15 protein-coding genes are annotated in these 23,048 nt (G+C 61.8%); 12 read left to right on the top strand and 3 right to left on the bottom strand.

Annotation, left to right across the window (positions count from 1 at the left end):
* The first annotated feature begins 16 nt into the window (after window positions 1–16).
* The 3 genes from dgcB to etfB are packed head-to-tail and all read left to right on the top strand — an operon-like array spanning window position 17 to window position 3,972.
* Window positions 17–1,966 (top strand): dimethylglycine demethylation protein DgcB, encoded by a 1,950-nt coding sequence (dgcB, locus tag AAIS01_RS16430; protein WP_343469786.1) that lies wholly within the window; start codon window positions 17–19, stop codon window positions 1,964–1,966.
* On the top strand, window positions 1,966–3,186 hold the full coding sequence (gene etfA, locus AAIS01_RS16425; RefSeq protein ID WP_343469785.1) for an electron transfer flavoprotein subunit alpha: 1,221 nt from the start codon (window positions 1,966–1,968) through the stop codon (window positions 3,184–3,186). The genes dgcB and etfA overlap by 1 nt, the downstream gene beginning before the upstream one ends.
* Window positions 3,187–3,201: 15 nt before the next feature.
* Entirely contained in the window at window positions 3,202–3,972 is a 771-nt protein-coding gene (gene etfB, locus AAIS01_RS16420; protein WP_343469784.1) for an electron transfer flavoprotein subunit beta, read from the top strand.
* 339 nt (window positions 3,973–4,311) lie between these two features.
* Here etfB and AAIS01_RS16415 read toward each other — a convergent pair whose 3' ends face one another.
* Complete coding sequence (locus tag AAIS01_RS16415; RefSeq protein ID WP_343469783.1) at window positions 4,312–4,491, bottom strand: hypothetical protein; 180 nt, start codon at window positions 4,489–4,491, stop codon at window positions 4,312–4,314.
* Window positions 4,492–4,999: 508 nt separating this feature from the next.
* Here AAIS01_RS16415 and AAIS01_RS16410 point away from each other — a divergent pair.
* From AAIS01_RS16410 to AAIS01_RS16400, 3 genes are all read left to right on the top strand, one after another.
* Window positions 5,000–8,452, top strand: coding sequence for a GMC oxidoreductase (locus tag AAIS01_RS16410; RefSeq protein WP_343469782.1), 3,453 nt, complete (start codon window positions 5,000–5,002; stop codon window positions 8,450–8,452).
* 154 nt (window positions 8,453–8,606) lie between these two features.
* Window positions 8,607–10,475 (top strand): c-type cytochrome, encoded by a 1,869-nt coding sequence (locus AAIS01_RS16405; RefSeq protein WP_343469781.1) that lies wholly within the window; start codon window positions 8,607–8,609, stop codon window positions 10,473–10,475.
* A gap of 27 nt (window positions 10,476–10,502) precedes the next feature.
* The gene (locus AAIS01_RS16400) at window positions 10,503–11,747 is read left to right on the top strand and encodes a metallophosphoesterase (protein ID WP_343469780.1); all 1,245 of its coding nucleotides are present in this window, start codon (window positions 10,503–10,505) and stop codon (window positions 11,745–11,747) included.
* A gap of 102 nt (window positions 11,748–11,849) precedes the next feature.
* Here AAIS01_RS16400 and gbcA read toward each other — a convergent pair whose 3' ends face one another.
* Window positions 11,850–13,145: a glycine-betaine demethylase subunit GbcA gene (gene gbcA, locus AAIS01_RS16395; protein ID WP_092400748.1), complete on the bottom strand. Its 1,296-nt coding sequence runs from the start codon at window positions 13,143–13,145 to the stop codon at window positions 11,850–11,852.
* A gap of 285 nt (window positions 13,146–13,430) precedes the next feature.
* Here gbcA and gbcB point away from each other — a divergent pair, with 285 nt between their 5' ends.
* Window positions 13,431–14,531 carry a glycine-betaine demethylase subunit GbcB gene (gene gbcB / locus AAIS01_RS16390; RefSeq protein WP_047228148.1) on the top strand — a complete coding sequence of 367 codons (1,101 nt, stop codon included), beginning with the start codon at window positions 13,431–13,433 and terminating at the stop codon, window positions 14,529–14,531.
* 199 nt (window positions 14,532–14,730) lie between these two features.
* Here the strand turns inward: gbcB and AAIS01_RS16385 are convergent, their stop codons facing one another.
* Window positions 14,731–15,771, bottom strand: a complete 1,041-nt coding sequence (locus tag AAIS01_RS16385; RefSeq protein WP_343469779.1) for a threonine aldolase family protein — start codon at window positions 15,769–15,771, stop codon at window positions 14,731–14,733.
* 195 nt (window positions 15,772–15,966) lie between these two features.
* Between AAIS01_RS16385 and AAIS01_RS16380 the strand changes: the two genes are divergently transcribed.
* From AAIS01_RS16380 to AAIS01_RS16360, 5 genes are all read left to right on the top strand, one after another.
* Window positions 15,967–16,671 (top strand): TraX family protein, encoded by a 705-nt coding sequence (locus tag AAIS01_RS16380; RefSeq protein WP_343469778.1) that lies wholly within the window; start codon window positions 15,967–15,969, stop codon window positions 16,669–16,671.
* A 347-nt stretch (window positions 16,672–17,018) separates the two neighbouring features.
* Window positions 17,019–18,272 (top strand): serine hydroxymethyltransferase, encoded by a 1,254-nt coding sequence (gene glyA / locus AAIS01_RS16375; RefSeq protein WP_092455706.1) that lies wholly within the window; start codon window positions 17,019–17,021, stop codon window positions 18,270–18,272.
* 21 nt (window positions 18,273–18,293) lie between these two features.
* Window positions 18,294–19,544: a sarcosine oxidase subunit beta gene (locus tag AAIS01_RS16370; protein WP_003177603.1), complete on the top strand. Its 1,251-nt coding sequence runs from the start codon at window positions 18,294–18,296 to the stop codon at window positions 19,542–19,544.
* Window positions 19,545–19,558: 14 nt separating this feature from the next.
* Complete coding sequence (locus tag AAIS01_RS16365) at window positions 19,559–19,888, top strand: sarcosine oxidase subunit delta (protein WP_092400761.1); 330 nt, start codon at window positions 19,559–19,561, stop codon at window positions 19,886–19,888.
* Window positions 19,885–22,902 carry a sarcosine oxidase subunit alpha gene (locus tag AAIS01_RS16360; protein ID WP_343469777.1) on the top strand — a complete coding sequence of 1,006 codons (3,018 nt, stop codon included), beginning with the start codon at window positions 19,885–19,887 and terminating at the stop codon, window positions 22,900–22,902. Before AAIS01_RS16365 ends, AAIS01_RS16360 begins: the two co-directional genes overlap by 4 nt.
* The last annotated feature ends 146 nt before the right edge of the window (window positions 22,903–23,048 follow it).

Here is a 23,048-nt window from a genome sequence, read left to right as displayed (position 1 = left end):
CTTTGGGAGCTTCACCATGCTGAACACCCTTCTTCCTATCCTGCTGTTCGCCGCTTTGGGCCTTGCGGTCCTTGGCGCTTTGCGGCGGGTGAACATGTGGCGCCGGGGGCGACCGTCCAAGGTCGACCTGATCGGTGGTCTTTTCGCCATGCCCAAGCGCTACATGGTGGATTTGCACCATGTGGTGGCGCGGGACAAATACATCGCCAACACCCACGTCGCCACGGCGGGCGGTTTTGTGCTGGCGGCGCTGCTGGCGATCCTGGTGCATGGTTTCGGCCTGCAGAACCGCATCCTGGGCTATGCCTTGCTGTTCGCCACGCTGCTGATGTTCAGCGGCGCGATCTTCATTGCCTTGCGTCGTCGCAATCCGCCCTCACGGCTGTCCAAGGGCCCGTGGATGCGCTTGCCCAAGAGCCTGTTTGCGTTTTCCATCAGTTTTTTCCTGGTGACCTTGCCCGTCGCGGGGATCTTGCCGGCGGACTTCGGGGGCTGGGTGTTGGTCGTGCTGTTGGGCCTGGGCGTGCTTTGGGGTGTGTCGGAAATGTTCTTCGGCATGACCTGGGGCGGGCCGATGAAACATGCCTTTGCCGGGGCCCTGCACCTGGCCTGGCACCGCCGCGCCGAACGCTTTGGTGGCGGCCGCTCAACCGGTCTCAAACCTTTGGACCTGAACGATCCCGCTGCACCGCTGGGCGTTGAGAAACCCAAGGATTTCACTTGGAACCAGCTGCTCGGTTTCGACGCTTGCGTGCAGTGCGGCAAGTGCGAAGCCGCGTGCCCGGCCTTTGCCGCCGGCCAGCCGCTGAACCCGAAAAAACTCATTCAGGACATGGTCGTCGGCCTGGCCGGAGGCACCGATGCGAAATTCGCCGGCAGTCCGTATCCGGGTAAACCGGTGGGCGAACACAGCGGCAATCCACACCAGCCGATCGTCAACGGCCTGGTAGACGCCGAGACTCTGTGGTCCTGCACCACTTGCCGGGCGTGCGTAGAGGAATGCCCGATGATGATCGAGCACGTCGATGCCATCGTCGACATGCGTCGTCACCTGACCCTGGAGAAAGGCGCCACGCCGAACAAGGGCGCTGAAGTATTGGAAAATCTCATTGCCACCGACAACCCTGGCGGCTTCGCCCCAGGCGGGCGGATGAACTGGGCGGCGGACCTGAACCTGAACCTGCTCAGCGAGGTGAAAGCCACCGACGTGCTGTTCTGGGTCGGCGACGGTGCCTTTGACATGCGTAACCAGCGCACCTTGCGCGCCTTCGTCAAAGTGCTCAAGGCGGCGAACATCGACTTTGCCGTGCTCGGCCTCGAAGAGCGCGACAGCGGCGATGTGGCCCGGCGCCTGGGCGATGAAGCGACCTTTCAGCTATTGGCCAAGCGCAACATCCAGACCTTGGGCAAATACAGCTTCAACCGGATCGTCACCTGCGACCCTCACAGCTTCCACGTGCTGAAAAACGAATACGGCGCATTTGATGGCAACTACCGGGTGCAGCACCACAGCACCTACCTGGCAGAAGTCATCGAGGCCGGCGCCCTGAACCTCGGCCAGCACAAGGGCGACAGCGTGACTTATCACGATCCGTGCTACCTGGGCCGTTACAACGGCGAATACGAGGCGCCACGCCAGGTGCTGCGTGCGCTGGGCATCGAGATCAAGGAGATGCAGCGTTCCGGTTTCCGCTCCCGTTGCTGCGGCGGTGGCGGCGGCGCGCCGATCACTGACATTCCGGGCAAGCAGCGTATCCCCGACATGCGCATGGAAGACATCCGCGAAACCGGTGCCGAACTGGTGGCCGTGGGTTGTCCACAGTGCACCGCGATGCTTGAGGGCGTGGTCGAGCCGCGCCCGATGATCAAGGACATCGCTGAACTGGTGGCCGACGCTCTGCTCGAAGATGCGGCGCCAAGTAAACCAGCGGCCCCGGCCAAACGTGAACCTGCGGAGGTGCACTAATGAGCGACATCATCCGCCGCGACCCTCGCGCCGAGTGGATCGCCCGCAACCGCCTGCACCCGCTGCACGCGGCCATGCAACCGGTCCAGCACAGCTGGATGGGGCCCAACGGCATCATCCGCAAGAATGTCCACGGCGTGGGCTTCATCGGCCCTAACGGTATCAAACGCATCGACCGCAGCGGCGCCCAGCAGGGCGGCGCGAGCAAGCGCACTGCCGCCGTTGAAGTGCAATTGCCGCTGCATCAGGTGCCACAACCGGCGTTCTACATCAGCGTGGTGCCTGACATGGTCGGTGGCCGCTTAAGCAGCCACGACCGCGATCTGCTGGGCCTGGCCCATCAGCTTGCAGGTACGGACGGCGCGGTGCTGGCAGTGGTATTCGGCGAGCACAAGGAAAACGCCTTTGCGACGGCGGGCGTCGATCGCTTGCTGGTGCTCGAAGGTGAAACATTCAGCGGTTATGCACCGGAACAGCGAGTTCAGGGCCTGCGGGCTGTGGATAACCAATTCAATCCTCGCCATTGGTTGCTGCCCGACAGCCGCACCGGTGGTGGTGAACTCGGTCGGCGTTTGGCGGCGGCCCTAGGCGAGCGCCCGGCCACGCGGGTTTGGCAGGTCAAGGGTGAGGAGTGCATCGGCCGCGCTGGTGCCGGCCTGCAAGACCTGGCTCGGCCTTTGGCACGGTTGATCCTGGCCGCGGCCGAATGCGCCGAGCCGGTCAGTGAAACCCGTCACGAAGCCCTGCCGGTGGAGTTATCCACAGGCGTGGCCCGCAGCTTGTCGCGCATTGAAGACTTGGGCGCGGTGGCGGTGGACCCGGGCGCGATCCCGATGGCCGAGGCCGAATTCATTTTCTCCGGCGGCAACGGGGTCAAGGACTGGACGCTTTTCCACCAGACCGCTGCGGCCCTGGGCGCCACCGAAGGTGCTTCGCGGGTGGCGGTGGACGATGGCTTCATGGCGCGGGATCGCCAGGTTGGCGCGTCCGGCACCTGGGTTACGGCGAGGGTCTATGTCGCGGTGGGGATTTCCGGGGCGATCCAGCACCTGCAAGGTATCGGTGCCTGCGACAAGGTGGTGGCGATCAACCTTGACCCCGGTTGCGACATGATCAAACGGGCAGACCTGTCGGTGATTGGCGACAGCGCGGCGATTCTCCAGGCCTTGATCGCGGCGGTAGAGGCGTACCGCAACGAAGCCAAGCGCGATGCGGCTTAAGCTAAGGATTCAACCATGAGTACTCAAGTGATCAGCCTGGTGTCCATCGGCGCCCACCCCACCTCTGGTCGGCCCCGGCGCGCCGAGCAGGATGCGCGGGCCGTGGAACTGGGTCTGCAACTGGCCGGCAAAGACCTGCAAGTGCTGCACGCAGGCGACGTGGCTGAACCGGCTCTGCGCGCCTATCTGGGCATGGGCCTGGACGAACTCTACGTACTGGATAACCCCGCCGGCGCCGACGCACTGCCGGCCCTGACTGATTATCTGCGCGACGCGGGCGCCCATGTGGTGCTCACCGGCAGTCAGGCGGAAACCGGCGAGGGTTCCGGCATGTTGCCGTTCCTGCTGGCGGAAAATCTCGGCTGGCCGCTGGTGGTGGGGTTGGCCCAGGTCGAATCCATCGACAGTGGCGTAGCCTTGGTGCTGCAAGCCTTGCCCCGCGGCCAGCGGCGACGTCTCAAAGTGCGCCTGCCGTTTCTCGCCACGGTGGATAACGCGGCCCCCAAACCCCGGCAAAGCGCCTACGGCCCAGCCCGACGCGGAGTGTTGCACGCTGAAGATGTCGAGGTGCTCGACGACGCCCTGTTGGCGGTGGCGACCCTGCAACCGGCCAAACCACGGCCCAAACGCTTGAAAGTGATCAAGGCCAAGAGCGGCGCCGACCGCATGAAAGCCGCCACGGCCAAGGCCAGCGGCGGAGGCGGGCAGGTGCTCAAAGACGTCACCCCGCAGGCCGGCGCCGAGGCGATTCTCAAGTTGCTTGTTGAGGAGGGGGTTGTTCGCTAAACCCCGGAACACCCTAACCCTTGTGGGAGCGGGCATGTGTTTACCCACAATCCCTGTGCGCGCCTCTGTGGATAACCTGTTCGCCCCTCGCCACACCCTACGCGGATCAAGCTCCTCAAGCGTGCGCTTAAAAAACAACCAGCCTAACCCCCGGTTTTTTCTCGGTTTTGTTTGTGAATAAGCTTGCGTGCAGGGCGCTACTTGCCCCCAATCTCTGTTGGCGCTTCTGTGGATAAGATGTTCGCTACCGTCTACAAGCCATACGGAACGGGGCTTTCATGAGGTTGGTTATAAAATGATCAATCCGTCATTTTTATTCGGAAAATTCCGCTAAAACCTCTATTTACCGGCCGCATACGCGGTTTTCCACAGAACCGTCAGAATTACCCCCAAACGCTGTTGGCGCTTCTGTGGATAAGGTGTTCGCTCTCCTCCAGAAGCCAGGACAGACAAGGCTTTCACGCCGTTGATCAGTTTTTGATCGATATGGAAAAGAAATGCTCTTTGTTCATAAGTCACGGTTTTTCTTTAGCTTTTACTTAAAAAAACAGGTCGCAATGACGCACTTGTCCCCATTAGCTGTGGGTGGACATGTGGATAACTTGTTTGCGAAAGCGTAAAGGCCACGGCGGGCATAGGCCCAGACGCGATAGATCAAATTTCATACAGTTCTAAGGATCCACCTTGACGTGGCCCTGGCCGCTGTCTTCACTCATGGCACAAGGACACCGCCACTTTATCCATATCTGGTTCAGGGAGAACGCATGATGGATAGCAAGTCCCCCTGCTGGTACCCGATCTCGGCTGCGACCTGTACTCCGACCCCTCCCACCCGGTTACCCAAACGCAGACGTCGTCGTGCCACCAATCAGCGTGCGCGTCTATAGCGCCTCGTTGAGCCCTGAGTTTCCCCTGTAGCACCGTTGACTGCCGCTCCAACCCGTACGGGGTAGTGGCCAGGCGTTCGTGCGCCTGTCGATTTGCAGGCAACCGCAGAGTTGCCCCATCTGCCTGAGAGGACTTGAACATGACACGGATCTCGACCCCCATCAGCGACATCAAGGAGCATTACGACGTGATTGTCATTGGTTCCGGCTACGGCGGAGGCATTGCTGCTTCACGTTTGTCCCGGGCCGGGCGCAAGGTTTGTCTGCTGGAGCGGGGCCGGGAGATCCAGCCCGGCGAATACCCCAACACCCTGCTTGCGGCCACCGAGGAGTTGCAGGTGCATGACCCGGACGGTCACATCGGATCGCGCACCGGGCTGTTTGATCTGCACGTCAACGCCCAGCAGAACGTGGTGGTCGGTTGCGGCCTGGGCGGTACGTCGCTGATCAATGCCAACGTTGCGCTGGAGCCGGAGCCCGGCGTATTCGAGGACCCGCGTTGGCCACTGGCGGTGCGCGAACATCGCGACACGCTGCTCAAGGACGGCTACGAACGGGCCCGGGAAATGCTCAAGCCCAACCCGTATCCCGACTCGTCGCCGAAGCTGCCCAAGCTCGACGCCAACCGCAAATCGGCCAGTTACCTCAAGCAGGACGCGCATTTCTACAAGCCGCCCATCAATGTGACCTTCGACAAGCTGCCCAACAACCTCAACCACGTCGGCGTCGAGCAATTGCCGTGCAACGGCTGTGGGGATTGCGTCTCGGGCTGTAACAACAAGGCCAAGAACACCACGCTGATGAATTACCTGCCGGATGCCTGGAACCACGGCGCGGAGATTTTCTGCCAGGCCGAAGTCAGGCACCTAGAGCGCGACGGCGATGGCTGGATCGTGCACTTCCAGTACCTGGACAGCGGCCGTGAAATGTTCTCGGCACCGACCTTGTTCGTGCGCGCCGACATCGTGGTGGTGTCCGCCGGCACCCTGGGCTCTACCGAGATCATGCTGCGCTCACGGGACAAGGGCCTGTCGATGTCCAGTCAACTGGGCGAGCACATGAGCGGCAACGGCGACATCCTCGGCTTTGGCCACAACTGCGACCAGACCATCAATGGCATCGGCTTCGGCGCCCATTCGGCCAAGGAGCTGGAGCCGGTGGGACCGTGTATCACCTCAATCATCGATATGCGTACCGAGGGCGACTGGCGCAGCCGGATGGTCATCGAGGAGGGCTCGATCCCCGGCGCCCTCGGCCGGGCCATGGTGCCGAGCATGGCGGCGTTCGCCGAGATGATCGGCGTGCCCACCGACACGGGCCTGGGTGCCAGCCTCAAGTACAAGGCCCGGGAAGCCGAGAGCTTTCTGCGCGGCCCGTACTACGGCGCGCTGCATAACATGCAGACGTACCTGATCATGAGTCACGACAACGGCAAGGGGCGCATGGTGCTCGACAACAAGAATCAGTTGCGCATCGACTGGCCCGGCGTCGGCGAGCAGGAAAACGTGACGCTGGGCAATGAGCGTTTGCACCAGAGCACCAAGGCGTTGGGCGGGATCTGGGTCGAGAATCCGATCTGGACCAAGCTGCTCAAGCACAGCATCGTTTCGGTCCATCCGTTGGGCGGCTGCGTGATGGGGGAAGACGCGACGCAAGGCGTGGTCAACCACAAGGGCCAGGTGTTCAGTGGCGCCAGCGGTACGGATGTCTACCCTGGCCTGTACGTGACCGACGGTGCGGTGATCCCGACTTCCCTGGCGGTTAACCCGTTGTTGACCATTTCGGCGGTGAGCGAACGCAACATGGGCCTGCTGGCGGCCGATCGCGGTTGGATCATCGATTACACGCTACCCTCGGCCCCGCGCAAACCGGTGGCGGCGCCGACCCTGGGCGTGCAGTTCACTGAAACCATGAAGGGTTACTTCTCCACGGCATTTACCCAGCCCCAGGGCACTGATCTTTCGCTTTACGAAGCGGCGGCCAAGCGCGGCAAAGCCGATAACTCGTCCATCGAGTTCACCCTGACCATCACCGCCGCCGACCTCAATCGCCTGATCAAGGAACCGGAACACGCTGCAACCCTGGTGGGTACGCTGGATGCGCCGCTGCTCTCGCCCAAGCCGCTGGTCGCCAGCAACGGGGTGTTCAACCTGTTCGAGCAATATCAGGAACAGGTGGATGTGCGGCACATGAACTACGACATGAAACTGACCGCCGAGGACGGCAGCGATTATTACTTCAGTGCCTTCAAGACCGTGCCCGAGGACAACGGGGTGCTGAACATCTGGCACGACACCAGCACGCTCTATGTCACGCTGTATCGCGGGCCGGACAAGCACGGCGAGGTCATCGGCTCGGGGGTGATGCACATTCTGCCGGCCGACTTCGCCAAGCAGATGACCACCATGAAAGTGCTCAACGCCCGCAACGAGCGTGAGCGAGTGGAAGCGTTGGCCCGCTTCGGCAAGTTCTTCGCCGGCATTTTGTGGGAGAGCTACGGTGGGGTATTTGCAGGCGATGTGTACTTCAACCCGGACGCGCCGCCCCGCAGCAAGCGGCCGCTGGACGCCCCGGCGCCGACCGTGCACTTCTTCCAGACCGAGGACAACGTCGAGCTACGCCTGACTCGCTATCAGGCGGGCAGCAAAGGCCCGGTGATGCTGGTGCATGGTTTGGGGGTGGGGTCGAATATTTTCTCCACCGACACCATCCAGACCAACCTGCTGGAGTACCTGTGCAAGCACGAGTACGACGTCTGGCTGTTGGACTTGCGGGTGAGCATCCTGCTGCCGGCCAGCAAGCATGAATGGAACGGCGACCAGGTGGCCCAGTACGACTTCAAGGCGGCTATCGAGCAGATCCAGCAGGCCACGCTCGCCCGTGACGTGCAATGTGTAGTGCATTGCTACGGGGCGACAACGTTTTTCATGTCGATGCTGGCGGGGCTGCAAGGGGTGCGCTCGGTGGTCTGCTCGCAGATCGCTGCCGACACGGTGGTTGCCACCGCCACCGGGCTGAAGGCCGGTTTGCATTTGCCGGGGATGCTCGATGCCATCGGCATCAAGTCCCTCACGGCCTACGCCGACACCAAGGAAAGCTGGTTCAACAAACTCTACGACAAGGCCCTCAACGGTTATGCCCGGATCGAGGCCCAGGGTTATTGCACCAACCCGGTCTGCCACCGCATCACGTTCATGTATGCGTCGCTGTACCGCCACGACACCCTCAACGAAACCCTGCACGACAACCTGCATGAATTGTTCGGTGAGTCGAACATCCAGACCTTCGAGCACCTGGCGCTGATCGTGCGCAAGGGGCATCTGGTGGACTTCAAGGGCAACGACGTCTACATGCCGCATTTCGATCGGTTGAAATTGCCGATCTGCTTCATCAGCGGTGCCGAGAACCAGTGCTACCTCCCTCAAAGCACCCTCAAGACCTACGAGCGACTGTGCGACATGCACGGCCCGCAATTGTTCAGCCGCCACGAAGTGCCGGGTTACGGCCACATCGATTGCATGTTCGGCAAGGATGCGGTGGTGGATGTGTATCCGATCATTCTTGAGCACCTGGAGAAGACCGCCCTCGGTTAGGAGGATAACTGACCCGTGGCGAGGGAGCTTGCTCCCGCTCGGCTGCGAAGCAGTCGTCGTTCCTGAAATCTGGGGGCCGCTGCGCGACCCAGCGGGAGCAAGCTCCCTCGCCACAAAAGCTTTGCTCCGGTTCAAGAATAAGGAAATGGATGCCATGAACACTTACATCCGTTGGTTCCAACGCCTCATCTGGGTGGGCATTGTGATGAACATGGTCTTCGCGATTCCGGCGCTGTTCGCGCCGGCGTTGCTGACGTCCATGCTCGGCCTGCCGCCCGTGTTGTCCGATCCCTGGCTGGAAAACACCGGCATGTTGCTGGTGGGGATCAGCCTGTTCTACATGCCTTCGGGGTTCAACGCGCCGCGTTTCGTGGTGCATTCGTGGTTGTGCGTGCTGTCGCGACTGGTGGCGGTGGTGTTCTGGATCTACCTGATCAACACCAATAACCAGGGCCAGTTGTTCGTGCCGATGCTGATGGGCGACCTAAGCATGTTCCTGATTCTGGGCGTGCTGCTGTACCTGGGCAGCCCGGTGGCCCAGCGTCCTCTGGCCCTGCTCTGTGCCGGTTGGCGGGAGTTGCGCGCGGGCTGGGCGCGGCGCTGGCACCGTCACGGTTTCAAGGTCGGTACGCTGGTGGTGGTATTGCTGCTGGGTTTCATCGGCTACCAAACCTGGTACCAGATGATACGAGAGGTGCCCCAGCCAGACTTCGCTTCCGACGAAGACCATTACAAATACGCCGCCATCGGCCTGGGCATCGAAGCGCGGATCCCTTATTACCTGTTCGCCGTGCTGCCGCAGATGTGCCCGGAAAAACTGCCCAAGCCCGGCGGTTACGAGGTGTTCGGGTTTCTCTATGAGAACGGTAACGACTTGCCCATCGGCATGGCCAAGCGGCAACTGGGTTATCCCACCGTGGAGCCGAACTGCGCGCTGTGCCACACCGGCTCGTACCGGGCCAATGCCAGTGACGTAGCGGTTCCGGTCGCCACCGCACCGGCCAACACCCTGCAATTGCAAGCCTTCCAGTGGTTTGCCTACGAGTGTGCCAGCGACCCGAAATTCACTCCTGATGCGGTCATGGCGGCGATCAACAACAAGTTCCAACTGGGCTTTTTCGAAAAGCTGTACAACCGCTACCTGATCATCCCCATGGCCAAGAGCGCACTGCTCAAGCAGAAGCAGGCCTACGCCTGGCAGAAGCTGCGCCCGGCCCAAGGTCCAGGGCGGACCGATACCTTCAACCCGACCAAAATGGTGGTGTTCGGCTTCCCGGATGACTCCACCATCGGCACCGTGGACTTGCCGCAGGTCTGGAACCAGAAACCCCGTGAGTCGATGTATCTGCATTGGGACGGCAATAACAACAAGATTCACGAACGCAACTACGCGGCGGCCATGGCCGTGGGGGCGACGCCGCAATCGGTGCTGCCGCCGAGTTTCAACCGGGTGACCAATTGGTTGCTGGGCCACAAGGCGCCCGCGTGGCCGTTCGCCCTGGACCAGGCGAAAGTCGCCCAGGGCAAACCGATCTGGGAGCAGAACTGCGCCGCTTGCCACGCCTTCGGCCGTGCCGACACGGGACAGGTCACCACCAACATCGACCAGTTGGGCACCGATCCCCATCGGCTGAACTCCTTCACCGTCGGGCTGGTGACGGCGTTCCACGGCTTCAAGCAACCGCCGTTCGACTTCGGTGCGTACCGCAAGACCCAGAGCTACAGCAACACCCCCACCGACGGCATCTGGCTAAGGGCGCCGTACCTGCATAACGGCTCGGTACCGACCCTGTGGGACTTGTTGCAACCGCCCGAGTTGCGCCCGCAAGTGTTCTACACCGGTTCCGACATCTACGACCAGGAGAAGGTCGGCTTCATCACCAGCGGCGCGCAAATGAAGGCGTCGGCGGATTTCAAATACGACACCCGCCTGGAAGGCAACCACAACGGCGGCCACCTGTATGGCACGCAGTTGTCGGATGCCGACAAACGGGCCCTGATCGAATTCATGAAAACCCTGTAGCCCAGGGCACTGCGAAGGAGCGTTCACATGTCATTACTGCACCATTGGGAACATGAGTTCGACAAGGTCAAGGTCCGCCTGCATGGGTTGGTCACGCGGCTGGAAATGTCCTGGAAAAAACTCGTCAACGACCTCGAGCCTGAAGAGTTCGAGGCCATCGTCAAGCTGCTCCAGCGCGGCCACGATCAGGCCCGGCACGTCATCGATCACGGCGACCTGCCGGCTGACGAACCGGCCGTGCCGTGGGAGCTGGCCCATGGTCTTTCGATCCTGAAGATCGGCAATGCCAGCGCCTTGCCACAAACCGAGGACGAGCTGCCGACCCGCGTGCTCAAGGACGGCACCTTGCTCGGTTGCCGCAAATGGGAATTGCTCGACCTGTTGTGGAGTGAGGCGTTGCTCAAGTGGATCGAGAACCTGCGCCACCACGCGCCGTTCGCCACTCACCCGGCGCTGGTGAAAATGGACAGCGATGTGGTGCTGGCGATCGCTGGCGACTGGGGCACCGGACCGTTTGACAGCCACGCGCCGGCGGTGGCTGTCGCCAATCAGATGCAACTGGCCGAGGCCGACTTCACCATTCATCTGGGCGATGTGTACTACGCCGGCACCCATTCCCAGGAAGACGTCGACATGGTCGGCTGGCCCCAGGGCAAGCACGGCTCGTTCACGCTCAATTCCAACCACGAGATGTACAGCGGCGCCCATGGCTATTTCAAGGAGCTGGCCAAGCGTTTCCCGGTGCAACAGGGCACCAGTTACTTTGCTCTGTACAACGACGATTGGCTGGTGGTTGGCCTCGACAGTGCCTACGCCTCGGACGCCATGAACCTGTACATGGACGGTACCCTCAACGCGCAACAGATTGACTGGATGAAAAGCCTGCCCAAGCGCAAAAAGCTCATGGTGCTCAGTCATCATCAGGGTTTCGATATTTCCGGGCACCACAAGACCGCGCTTTACCAACCCGTCTGCGATGCCCTCGGGCGTGAGCCGGACTATTGGTATTGGGGGCATTTGCACAACGGCATCTGCTACGCCACCCAGGGCGGGTTGCACGCACGCTGCGCCGGGCACGGGGCGATTCCCTACGGTACTACCAGCGAGTTGAACGGACATGCCGGGGTGTTGTGGTCGGAGACGCAGCTGGCGGGGGATGAAGCGTACCCGGAACGGGTGTTGAACGGGTATGTGAAGGTGCGGTTGGTGGGGGAGAACATCGAAGAGACGTTTTATGGGGAGGATGGGTCGGTGCGGTGGTCTTCCAAATAATTGGGTGAATGCCAGACCGCTTTCGCGAGCAAGCCCGCTCCCACAGGTTTTGTGAACGACACAGAACCCTGTGGGAGCGAGCTTGCTCGCGATGCTTCTGACTTAACCCTGGACCGGAACGCCCTTGAGGTAAGGTGCAGGTTCCGCCCCCAGGTTGTTGAGCATGCGCTCGCTGTACCAGTCCACGAAGTTCACCACACCGAACTCATAGGTTTTGGAGTACGGGCCTGGCTGGTACGCGGTGGAGTTGATGCCGCGCTGGTTTTCTTCGGCCAGGCGACGGTCCTGGTCGTTGGTGGCGTCCCAGACCTGGCGCATGCGCGCCACGTCGTAATCCACGCCTTCGACCGCGTCCTTGTGCACGATCCACTTGGTGGTGACCATGGTTTCCTGGGCGCTGATCGGCCACACGGTGAACACGATGATGTGGTCGCCCATGCAGTGGTTCCACGAGTGCGGCAGGTGCAGGATGCGCATCGAGCCCAGGTCCGGGTTCTTGATGCGACCCATCAGTTTGGCGCAGCCCTGCTTGCCGTCCATGGTCATCGACACGGTGCCCTTGAGCAGCGGCATGCGCACGATACGGTTGCGCAGGCCGAAACTGGCGTGGGCATAAGGGATTTTCTCGGCGTCCCAAGCGGCGGCGGAAGCGGCCACATGGTCCTTGAACGCCTGGTCGGCCCGCGGATCGGTGACGTCGTCCCATTCCAGCAGGGTCTTGAGCAGTTCCGGGTGCGCCCCGCCGCAGTGGTAGCACTCGCGGTTGTTTTCCAGCACCAGTTTCCAGTTGGCCTTTTCCATCAAGGTGGTTTGCACCGCCACCTTGGTGTTTTCCATGTCATAGGGTTCCATGTAATGGGTCAAGGTCGCCAGGAAGTCGTCAATGGCCGGGGGGTTCTCCGCCAGGCTGATGAAGATGTAGCCACCGGCGGTCTTCACGTTAACTGGCTTCAAGCCGTACTGCTTCATGTCGAAGTCGGCGCCCATTTCGGTGCCGGCGAACAACAGGCGACCGTCCAGCTCGTAGGTCCACTGGTGGTAATGGCAGACCAGCTTGGCGACCTTGCCCTTCTCGCTGGTGCACAGCCGCGAGCCACGGTGACGGCAGACGTTATGGAAGGCATGGACTACACCGTCGGCGCCGCGAATCACGATGATCGGGTTCTTGCCGACCTGCAGGGTCAGGTAGTTGCCTTTGGTCGGGATTTCGCAGGTCATGCCGGCGATCAGCCACTCCTTCTGAAAGATTTCCTGCATGTCGATATCAAACAGGCGCTCATCGGAGTAGAACGGCTGCGGCAGCGAGAAAGTGCGCTCGCGTTCCTGCAGCATTTGCGCGGTGGCCTTGCGTGCGGGTTCCAGCGGATCGCCCAGGCTCAGGGTTGCGGTGACGTCCATCGTTTTATCCTCATGGGCCCTCTACGTGGCCGGCGAAAAGTGGCTAATCAAATGTGCTACGCAAGGCAGAAAATATTATTTGTCTGTTGGGGGCGAGTGTGGGGCCGCGCAGGGGGCGAACCTTATCCATGGGCGACATGGCCCAATCTGTTCCCGACGCGCAAGGTCCTGTCGTTGGGGGCTGGTCGCGGTAAGCATGTGAATGTCGCAGATAGGTAAATGGGCGGTTCGCGCTATACGCAGAATCGCCTCATAAGAGGCCGACAGTCGGCCGTGGAGATCAGCATGTCCAACAGCTTCCTGAACCCGGTAACCACCCAGACCTGGGCCAATGGTCGACACATTGTCCGTTGCGTCAAAGTCATCCAGGAAACCTGGGATGTGCGCACCTTTTGCTTCATGGCCGATCAGCCGATTCTGTTCTTTTTCAAGCCGGGGCAATTCGTCACCCTGGAGCTTGAAATCGAAGGTCAGCCGATCATGCGCTCCTACACCATCTCCAGCTCGCCGTCGGTGCCCTACAGCTTTTCGGTGACCATCAAGCGCGTACCGGGGGGCAAGGTTTCCAACTGGTTGCACGACACCCTGCACGAAGGTCAGGAACTGGCGGTACACGGGCCGGTCGGCCTGTTCAATGCCATCGACTTCTCGAACCCGAAGGTGCTTTACCTCAGCGGCGGCGTCGGCATCACGCCGGTGATGTCCATGGCGCGCTGGTATTACGACACCAATGCCAACGTCGATATGGTGTTTATCCACAGCGCCCGCTCGCCCAAGGACATCATCTATCACCGCGAGCTGGAGCACATGGCCTCGCGGATCGACAACTTCAATCTGCACCTGATCTGCGAAAAGCACGGCCTGGGCGAGCCTTGGGCCGGTTACCGAGGCTACCTGAACCACAAAATGCTCGAGCTGATGGCGCCGGACTTCCTTGAGCGCGAAGTGTTCTGCTGTGGCCCAACGCCCTACATGAACGCGGTCAAGCGTCTGCTGGAAGCGGCTGGCTTCGACATGACGCGTTACCACGAGGAGTCCTTCGGCGCCACGCCACCGGAAGCCCGTGCCGATGCCGTGGAGCAAGCCGAACAGGCTGCCGACGCCCCGGAAGTCGATGTGGCGGACCTGCACCTGGTGGAGTTCACCGCCTCCGGCAAGAGTATTCGCGTGGGCCCGGGAGAAACCGTCCACGCCGCCGCTGCCAAGCTCGGCATGATGATCCCCAAGGCCTGCGGCATGGGCATCTGCGGCACCTGCAAGGTCTTGAAACTGGGCGGGGAAGTGGAGATGGATCACAACGGCGGGATCACCGAGGACGACGAGGCCGAAGGTTACATCCTGTCGTGCTGCAGCGTACCGAAGGGGGATGTGCGGATCGAGTTTTGATCCGTTCTCTGGCAGGCGATGAGCTCTTGTGGCGAGGGGATTTATCCCCGCTGGGGCTGCGTAGCAGCCCCCAAAGCAACTAACGCTATTGACCTGGCACACCGGGGTGCCAGGTTTTGGGGCTGCTTCGCAGCCCAGCGGGGATAAATCCCCTCGCCACAAAAGCCTCCCAAAGCCATCCAGGCTTTGGGTCGCCGCCTTAAAGGCTCATCACTTCCCGAATATCCGCCGCCAATTCCCGCACGCGTGCTTCTTCGGTGTCCCACGAGCACATGAACCGCGCGCCGCCCTTGCCGATGAAGGTGTAGAAGCGCCAGCCCTTGGCCGTCAGCGCAGCGATGGCGGGTTCGGAGAGTTGCAGGAATACGCCGTTGGCCTGGACCGGGAACATCAATTCCACGCCCGGGATGTCGCTCACCAGTTGCGCCAGCAGTTGGGCGCAGTGGTTGGCGTGGCGTGCGTGTTTGAGCCAGGCGTCGTTTTGCAGCAGGCCGACCCAGGGCGCCGAGAGAAAGCGCATCTTCGAGGCCAACTGCCCGGCCTGTTTGCAGCGATAGTCGAAGTCTTCTGCCAGGTCGTGGTTGAAGAACAGGATCGCTTCTCCCACCGCCATGCCGTTTTTTGTTCCGCCAAAGCACAGCACGTCCACGCCGGCTTTCCAGGTCAGGTCTGCCGGCGAGCAGCCGAGGAAGGCGCAGGCATTGGAGAAGCGAGCGCCGTCCATATGCAGGTTAAGCCCCAGCTCCTTGCAGGTGACGCTGATGGCACGGATTTCATCCGGGGTGTAGACGCTGCCGACTTCCGTGGCCTGGGTCAGGGTCACGACCCGTGGCTTGGGATAATGGATGTCCTGGCGCTTGAGGGCGATCTCGCGGATCGACTCGGGGGTCAGCTTGCCGTTTTCAGTGCGTGCGACCAACAGCTTGGAACCATTGGAGAAGAACTCTGGCGCGCCGCATTCGTCGGTTTCGACGTGAGCGGTTTCCGAGCAGATCACGCTGTGGTAACTCTGGCACAGTGAGGACAACGCCAGGGAGTTGGCCGCCGTGCCATTGAACGCGAAGAACACTTCGCAGTCGGTTTCGAACAAGGCACGGAAATCATCCGCCGCGCGGTGGGTCCACTCATCATCGCCGTAGGCGCGCTGATGACCCTGGTTAGCTTCTTCCATGGCGGCCCAGGCTTCGGGGCAAATGCCGGAATAGTTGTCGCTGGCGAATTGTTGACTCTTGTCGGTCATGGCCTTGCTCCTGAAATAGAGAGTCCTGGGTAAGAGATCCCTGACAGAATTCCTGGATGGAGAATTCCGTGGTCCGGCGTGCTTTGAGTCCGGCACGCGGTGGTCGATAGTGGTGCGCACTTTACCCAAGAATCGCGGGGGAACACACTGGATGTTTCTGTCAGAAACTCACAAAACCCTAGGGCGGCTGTACACGTGAGCCGGCGCGACGGAGCCTTGGACCTGCTCAAGTGGCTGGCATTATTGACGATGGTGCTCGATCACCTGCGATATGTCGGCTACTCCGTCGATTGGTTGTACGTGCCCGGGCGGCTGGCGTTCCCCTGGTTCTGTCTGGCGATGGCGGCGAACCTGGCACGCGACGGGGCCAGCGCGGATTCGTGGCGTTACCTGGGGTGGCTGTTGCTGTTCAGCTCGGTGAGCGAAATTCCTTACCGGCTGTTCATTCCTGTGCCCGCCACCTTGAACGTGCTGCCGACCCTGACCCTGGGCTTGCTGGTGGCGCGCAGCTGGCAAACCCATACGCTGCAGGCGCGTTTGCTGGCGGCGGGGGCGTTGCTGCTGGCGGCGCTGTTTTCGTCGCGGCTGATGTTCGGTTTTTTCGGCGTCCTGCTGCCGTTGGCGATGTTGCTGGTGTTTCGTCGACCCTGGTATTTCGCGTTGCTGCCAGGCTTGGTATGCCTGGCGGCCAATCAATGGCGGGTGCTGTATGGCGCGGCGTGGCTGGGGGATTGGGTGGCGATCAGCGGCTTGCTGGCTTGTCTGTTTGCGCCATGGCTTGGGCTGATGCTTTTGCGACACGCTGGTCGTTTTCATCCTCCGCCAATGCGGCGCTGGGCGTATGGCCTGTATCCGGCGCATTTCCTGGTTTTGCTCGCGGTTCGCCACCTATCGGCCTGAACAGAACCCTGTGGCGAGAGGATTTATCTGTGGTGAGGGGATTTATCCCCGTTGGGCTGCGAAGCAGCCCCCAAGCTGGCTAACTCGATCAATCCGACACACCCAGGTGTCTGGTTTTAGGGCCGCTTCGCGCCCCAGCGGGGATAAATCCCCTCGCCACAAGGACCCTGTCTCCAGTCCAAACAGGACCGTGTCTGTTCCTATGTCGTAAACGCACCTTTGCGTGGCGTCCATAGGCATTTGACCTGCCTGCGCCGGCCATACCATCGCTTCCAAAGGGCACGACCGAACGGTGGTCAGTGCCTCACCGAGACGAAAGGCGCACCGCCGCCGCTGGGAGAGACGCGATGTTCAGCAAGCAAGACCAGATCCAGGGTTACGACGATGCACTGCTGGCGGCGATGAATGCCGAGGAGCAACGCCAGGAAGATCACATCGAGCTGATCGCGTCAGAGAACTACACCAGCAAGCGTGTGATGCAAGCCCAGGGCAGCGGCTTGACCAACAAGTACGCCGAAGGCTATCCGGGTAAGCGCTACTACGGTGGCTGCGAGCACGTCGACAAAGTCGAGGCCCTGGCTATCGAGCGCGCCAAGCAGTTGTTCGGCGCCGACTACGCCAACGTGCAGCCGCACTCCGGGTCTTCGGCCAACAGCGCCGTGTACCTGGCCTTGTTGCAGGCCGGCGATACCATCCTGGGCATGAGCCTGGCCCACGGCGGTCACCTGACCCACGGTGCCAAGGTGTCGTCCTCGGGCAAACTCTACAACGCGGTGCAGTACGGCATCGACACCACCACCGGCCTGATCGACTACGACGAAGTCGAGCGCCTGGCGGTCGAGCACAAGCCGAAGATGATCGTCGCCGGTTTCTCGGCCTACTCCAAGACCCTGGATTTCCCACGTTTCCGCCAGATCGCCGACAAGGTCGGAGCCCTGCTGTTCGTTGACATGGCCCACGTTGCCGGTCTGGTCGCTGCCGGTCTGTATCCCAACCCGCTGCCATACGCCGACGTGGTCACCACCACCACTCACAAGACCCTGCGCGGTCCGCGCGGCGGCCTGATCCTGGCCAAGGCCAACGAAGAGATCGAGAAAAAACTCAACGCTGCCGTCTTCCCCGGTGCCCAGGGCGGCCCGCTGATGCACGTCATCGCCGGCAAGGCGGTGTGCTTCAAGGAAGCGGCGGAGCCAGGCTTCAAGGCCTACCAGCAGCAAGTGATCGATAACGCCCAGGCCATGGCTGGCGTGTTCATCAAGCGCGGCTACGATGTAGTGTCCGGCGGCACCGATAACCACCTGTTCCTGGTCAGCCTGATCCGTCAGGGCTTGACCGGCAAGGACGCCGACGCCGCCCTGGGCCGCGCCCACATCACCGTCAACAAGAATGCCGTGCCGAACGACCCGCAATCGCCGTTCGTGACCTCGGGCCTGCGCATCGGCACCCCGGCGGTGACCACGCGTGGCTTCAAGGTCAGCCAGTGCGTGACGCTGGCCGGCTGGATCTGCGACATCCTCGACAACCTCGGCGACGCCGATGTCGAGGCCAATGTTGCCCAGCAAGTGGCGGCCCTGTGCGCGGACTTCCCGGTTTATCGCTGAGTCGGTTTTGGAGTAATGACTATGCAACGCTATTCGGGCTTCGGCCTCTTCAAACACTCTCTCAGCCATCATGAAAACTGGCAGCGGATGTGGCGCACGCCGACCCCGAAAAAGGTCTACGACGTGGTCATTGTCGGCGGTGGCGGGCATGGTCTGGCGACCGCCTATTACCTGGCTAAAGAACACGGCATCACCAACGTGGCCGTGGTCGAGAAGGGCTGGCTGGGCGGCGGTAACACCGCGCGCAACACCACCATCGTGCGCTCCAACTACCTGTGGGACGAATCGGCCCATCTGTACGAACATGCGATGAAACTCTGGGAAGGCCTGTCTCAGGACCTGAACTACAACGTGATGTTCTCCCAGCGTGGCGTCTACAACCTGTGCCACACCCTGCAGGACATTCGTGATTCCGAGCGTCGCGTCAGCGCCAACCGCCTCAACGGCGTGGACGGCGAGCTGCTCAACGCCAAGCAAGTGGCCGACGAAATTCCGTACCTCGATTGCTCGAAAAACACTCGCTACCCGGTGATGGGCGCCACCGTCCAGCGTCGCGGCGGCGTGGCCCGTCACGATGCCGTGGCCTGGGGCTTTGCCCGGGCGGCGGACGCGTTGGGCGTGGACCTGATCCAGCAGACCGAAGTGATCGGTTTCCGTAAGGAAAACGGCGTGTGCATCGGCGTGGAAACCAACAAAGGTTTCATCGGCGCCAAGCGCGTCGGCGTGGTGACCGCCGGTAACTCCGGACACATGGCCAAACTCGCGGGCTTCCGCCTGCCGATCGAATCCCACCCGCTGCAAGCGCTGGTGTCGGAGCCGATCAAGCCGATTATCGACAGCGTGATCATGTCCAACGCAGTGCACGGCTACATCAGCCAGTCCGACAAGGGCGACCTGGTGATCGGTGCCGGTATCGACGGTTACAACGGCTATGGCCAGCGTGGCTCGTACCCGGTGATCGAGCACACGGTTCAGGCCATCGTCGAGATGTTCCCGGTGCTTTCGCGGGTGCGCATGAACCGCCAATGGGGCGGCATCGTCGACACCACGCCGGACGCCTGCCCGATCATCTCCAAGACGCCAGTGCCGAACATGTTCTTCAACTGCGGTTGGGGCACGGGCGGCTTCAAGGCAACCCCGGGCTCAGGCAATGTCTTCGCTGCAAGCCTGGCCAAAGGTGAAATGCACCCGCTGGCCGCGCCGTTTTCCATCGACCGTTTCCACAACGGTGCACTGATCGACGAACACGGCGCTGCTGCCGTCGCCCACTAACAGGAGAAATCCCTATGTTGCACATCTTCTGTCCTCACTGCGGCGAACTGCGCTCCGAAGAGGAATTCCATGCATCCGGCCAGGCGCACATCCCGCGGCCGCTGGATCCGAATGCCTGCACCGACGAGGAGTGGGGCGACTACATGTTCTTCCGTGACAACCCGCGCGGGTTGCACCATGAGCTGTGGGACCACGTCGCCGGTTGCCGCCAGTATTTCAACGTGACCCGTGACACCGTGACCTACGAGATTCTGGAAACCTACAAGATCGGCCAAAAGCCGCAATTCACCGACAAGGCTGAGAGTCCGAAAGCGGCCGCGCAGGCTCTGGGAGAGAAGGTATGAGCCAGATCAATCGCCTGTCCAACGGTGGACGGATCGACCGCAACAAAGTGCTGAGCTTCACCTTCAACGGCCAGACCTACAAAGGCTTCGAGGGCGATTCCCTGGCCGCTGCACTGCTGGCCAACGGCGTCGACATCATCGGCCGCAGCTTCAAGTATTCCCGTCCGCGCGGCATCTTTGCCGCCGGCGCCGAAGAGCCGAACGCGGTGCTGCAGATCGGTGCTACCGAAGCCACGCAGATTCCTAACGTGCGCGCCACGCAACAGGCGCTGTACCAAGGTTTGGTCGCCACCAGCACCAACGGCTGGCCGAACGTGAACAACGACATGATGGGCATTCTCGGCAAGGTCGGCGGCAAGCTGATGCCGCCGGGCTTCTACTACAAAACCTTCATGTACCCGCAATCGTTCTGGATGACTTACGAGAAGTACATCCGCAAGGCCGCCGGTCTGGGTCGCTCGCCGACCGAGAACGATCCGGACACCTACGACTACATGAACCGTCACTGCGACGTGCTGGTTGTCGGCGCGGGCCCTGCTGGCCTGGCTGCGGCATTGGCAGCGGCCCGCAGCGGTGCGCGGGTGATCCTGGCCGACGAGCAGGAAGAGTTCGGCGGCAGCCTGCTCGATTCCCGTGAGAGCCTGGATGGCAAGCCGGCGACCGAATGGGTCGCCTCTGTTGTCGCTGAACTCAAGTCGATGCCAGACGTGGTGCTATTGCCTCGCGCCACGGTGAACGGTTATCACGACCATAACTTCCTGACCATCCACGAGCGCCTTACCGACCACCTCGGTGACCGTGCGCCGATCGGTCAGGTTCGCCAGCGCATCAACCGGGTCCGCGCCAAGCGCGTAGTCCTGGCAACCGGCGCCTGCGAACGGCCACTGGTCTACGGCAACAACGACGTACCGGGCAACATGCTGGCCGGCGCGGTCTCCACCTACGTGCGCCGCTACGGCGTGGCGCCGGGCAAAAAACTGGTGCTGAGCACCAACAACGATCACGCCTATCGCGTGGCGCTGGACTGGCTCGACGCCAGTCTGCAAGTGGTGGCCATCGCCGACGCTCGCAGCAACCCGCGTGGCGCCCTGGTGGAAGAGGCGCGCGCCAAAGGCATTCGCATCCTCACCGGCAGCGCCGTGATCGAGGCCCGTGGCAGCAAGCGCGTCACCGGGGCCCGCATCGCCGCCATCGACGTCAAAGCGCACAAAGTCACCAGCCCCGGCGAATGGCTGGACTGCGATCTGGTAGCCAGCTCCGGCGGCTACAGCCCGGTGGTTCACCTGGCTTCGCACCTGGGTGGCAAGCCGATCTGGCGCGAAGACATCCTCGGTTTCGTACCGGGCGAAGCCCCGCAGAAGCGTGTCTGCGTCGGCGGCGTGAATGGCGTCTACAGCCTCGGCGATACCTTGGCCGATGGTTTCGAGGGCGGCGTGCGCGCGGCCACTGAAGCCGGTTTCAAGGCGGTGGAGGGCGTGTTGCCCAAAGCCCTGAGCCGTCAGGAAGAACCGACCCTGGCACTGTTCCAGGTGCCGCATGAAAAATCCACCGCACGGGCGCCGAAGCAATTCGTCGACCTGCAGAACGACGTCACCGCCGCCGCCATCGAACTCGCCACCCGCGAAGGCTTCGAGTCGGTGGAACACGTCAAGCGCTACACCGCCCTGGGCTTCGGTACTGACCAAGGCAAGCTGGGCAACGTCAACGGCCTGGCCATCGCGGCCCGCTCGCTGAACGTGAGCATCCCGCAGATGGGCACCACGATGTTCCGGCCGAACTACACGCCGGTGACCTTCGGCGCGATAGCCGGGCGGCACTGCGGGCACATCTTCGAACCGGTACGCTTCACCGCGCTGCATGCCTGGCATGTGAAAAATGGCGCTGAATTCGAAGACGTCGGCCAGTGGAAGCGCCCTTGGTACTTCCCGAAGAACGGTGAAGACATGCACGCTGCGGTCAAGCGCGAATGCAAAGCCGTGCGCGACAGCGTCGGCCTGCTGGATGCCTCGACCCTGGGCAAGATCGATATCCAGGGCCCGGACGCCCGCGAGTTCCTTAACCGCGTCTACACCAACGCCTGGACCAAGCTTGACGTGGGCAAGGCCCGCTACGGCCTGATGTGCAAGGAAGACGGCATGGTCTTCGACGATGGTGTGACGGCCTGTCTGGCGGACAACCATTTCGTGATGACCACCACCACGGGCGGCGCGGCGCGCGTGCTGCAATGGCTGGAGATCTATCACCAGACCGAATGGCCGGACCTGAAGGTGTACTTCACTTCGGTCACCGACCACTGGGCGACCATGACCCTGTCGGGCCCCAACAGTCGCAAGCTGCTGAGCGAAGTCACCGACATCGACCTGGACAAGGACGCTTTCCCGTTCATGACCTGGAAAGAAGGCCTGGTGGGTGGTGTACCGGCGCGGGTGTTCCGTATCTCGTTCACCGGTGAGCTGTCTTACGAAGTCAACGTGCAGGCCGACTACGCCATGGGCGTGCTCGAGCAGATCGTCGAGGCCGGCAAGAAATACAACCTGACCCCGTACGGCACCGAAACCATGCACGTATTGCGGGCCGAGAAGGGCTTCATCATCGTCGGTCAGGACACCGACAGCTCGATGACCCCGGACGACCTGAACATGGGCTGGTGCGTAGGCCGGACCAAACCGTTCTCGTGGATCGGCTGGCGTGGCATGAATCGCGAAGACTGTGTGCGTGAGGACCGCAAGCAACTGGTGGGCCTCAAGCCGATCGACCCGAATGTCTGGCTGCCGGAAGGTGCGCAACTGGTGTTCAACACCAAGCAGGCGATCCCGATGACCATGGTTGGGCATGTGACGTCCAGCTACGCTCACAACTCCCTGGGTTATTCATTTGCCATGGGCGTGGTCAAGGGCGGCCTCAAGCGGATGGGCGAGCGCGTCTTCGCGCCTCTGGCCGACGGCAGCGTGATCGAGGCAGAGATTGTTTCTTCGGTGTTCTTCGATCCGAAGGGGGATCGGCAGAATATCTAATGACCTTCAGGTCTGTGGTGAGAAGTTGCTCCGCGCTGCCTGCATCGCGAGCAGGCTCGCTCCCACAGGAGATCGCATGACCCTTGTGGGAGCGAGCCTGCTCGCGATGGCGGCAGAATAGCCACCACAAGGGCCTGAATCAGAAT

The sequence above is a fragment of the Pseudomonas halotolerans genome (assembly GCF_039581215.1).
GTDB lineage: Bacteria > Pseudomonadota > Gammaproteobacteria > Pseudomonadales > Pseudomonadaceae > Aquipseudomonas > Aquipseudomonas tehranensis.
Note: the sequence above shows the minus strand (reverse complement) of the source record. Positions and strands in the feature narration are given on the sequence as shown.

Excerpts from the sequence above, each read along its gene's own strand:
- glyA (WP_092455706.1), top strand. The coding sequence starts at position 17,019 with ATGTTCAGCAAGCAAGACCAGATCCAGGGTTACGACGATGCACTGCTG.
- AAIS01_RS16405 (WP_343469781.1), top strand. The coding sequence starts at position 8,607 with ATGAACACTTACATCCGTTGGTTCCAACGCCTCATCTGGGTGGGCATT.
- AAIS01_RS16385 (WP_343469779.1), bottom strand. The coding sequence starts at position 15,771 with ATGACCGACAAGAGTCAACAATTCGCCAGCGACAACTATTCCGGCATT.
- AAIS01_RS16400 (WP_343469780.1), top strand. The coding sequence starts at position 10,503 with ATGTCATTACTGCACCATTGGGAACATGAGTTCGACAAGGTCAAGGTC.
- AAIS01_RS16360 (WP_343469777.1), top strand. The coding sequence starts at position 19,885 with ATGAGCCAGATCAATCGCCTGTCCAACGGTGGACGGATCGACCGCAAC.
- AAIS01_RS16370 (WP_003177603.1), top strand. The coding sequence starts at position 18,294 with ATGCAACGCTATTCGGGCTTCGGCCTCTTCAAACACTCTCTCAGCCAT.
- etfB (WP_343469784.1), top strand. The coding sequence starts at position 3,202 with ATGAGTACTCAAGTGATCAGCCTGGTGTCCATCGGCGCCCACCCCACC.
- AAIS01_RS16365 (WP_092400761.1), top strand. The coding sequence starts at position 19,559 with ATGTTGCACATCTTCTGTCCTCACTGCGGCGAACTGCGCTCCGAAGAG.
- etfA (WP_343469785.1), top strand. The coding sequence starts at position 1,966 with ATGAGCGACATCATCCGCCGCGACCCTCGCGCCGAGTGGATCGCCCGC.
- gbcA (WP_092400748.1), bottom strand. The coding sequence starts at position 13,145 with ATGGACGTCACCGCAACCCTGAGCCTGGGCGATCCGCTGGAACCCGCA.
- AAIS01_RS16410 (WP_343469782.1), top strand. The coding sequence starts at position 5,000 with ATGACACGGATCTCGACCCCCATCAGCGACATCAAGGAGCATTACGAC.
- dgcB (WP_343469786.1), top strand. The coding sequence starts at position 17 with ATGCTGAACACCCTTCTTCCTATCCTGCTGTTCGCCGCTTTGGGCCTT.
- gbcB (WP_047228148.1), top strand. The coding sequence starts at position 13,431 with ATGTCCAACAGCTTCCTGAACCCGGTAACCACCCAGACCTGGGCCAAT.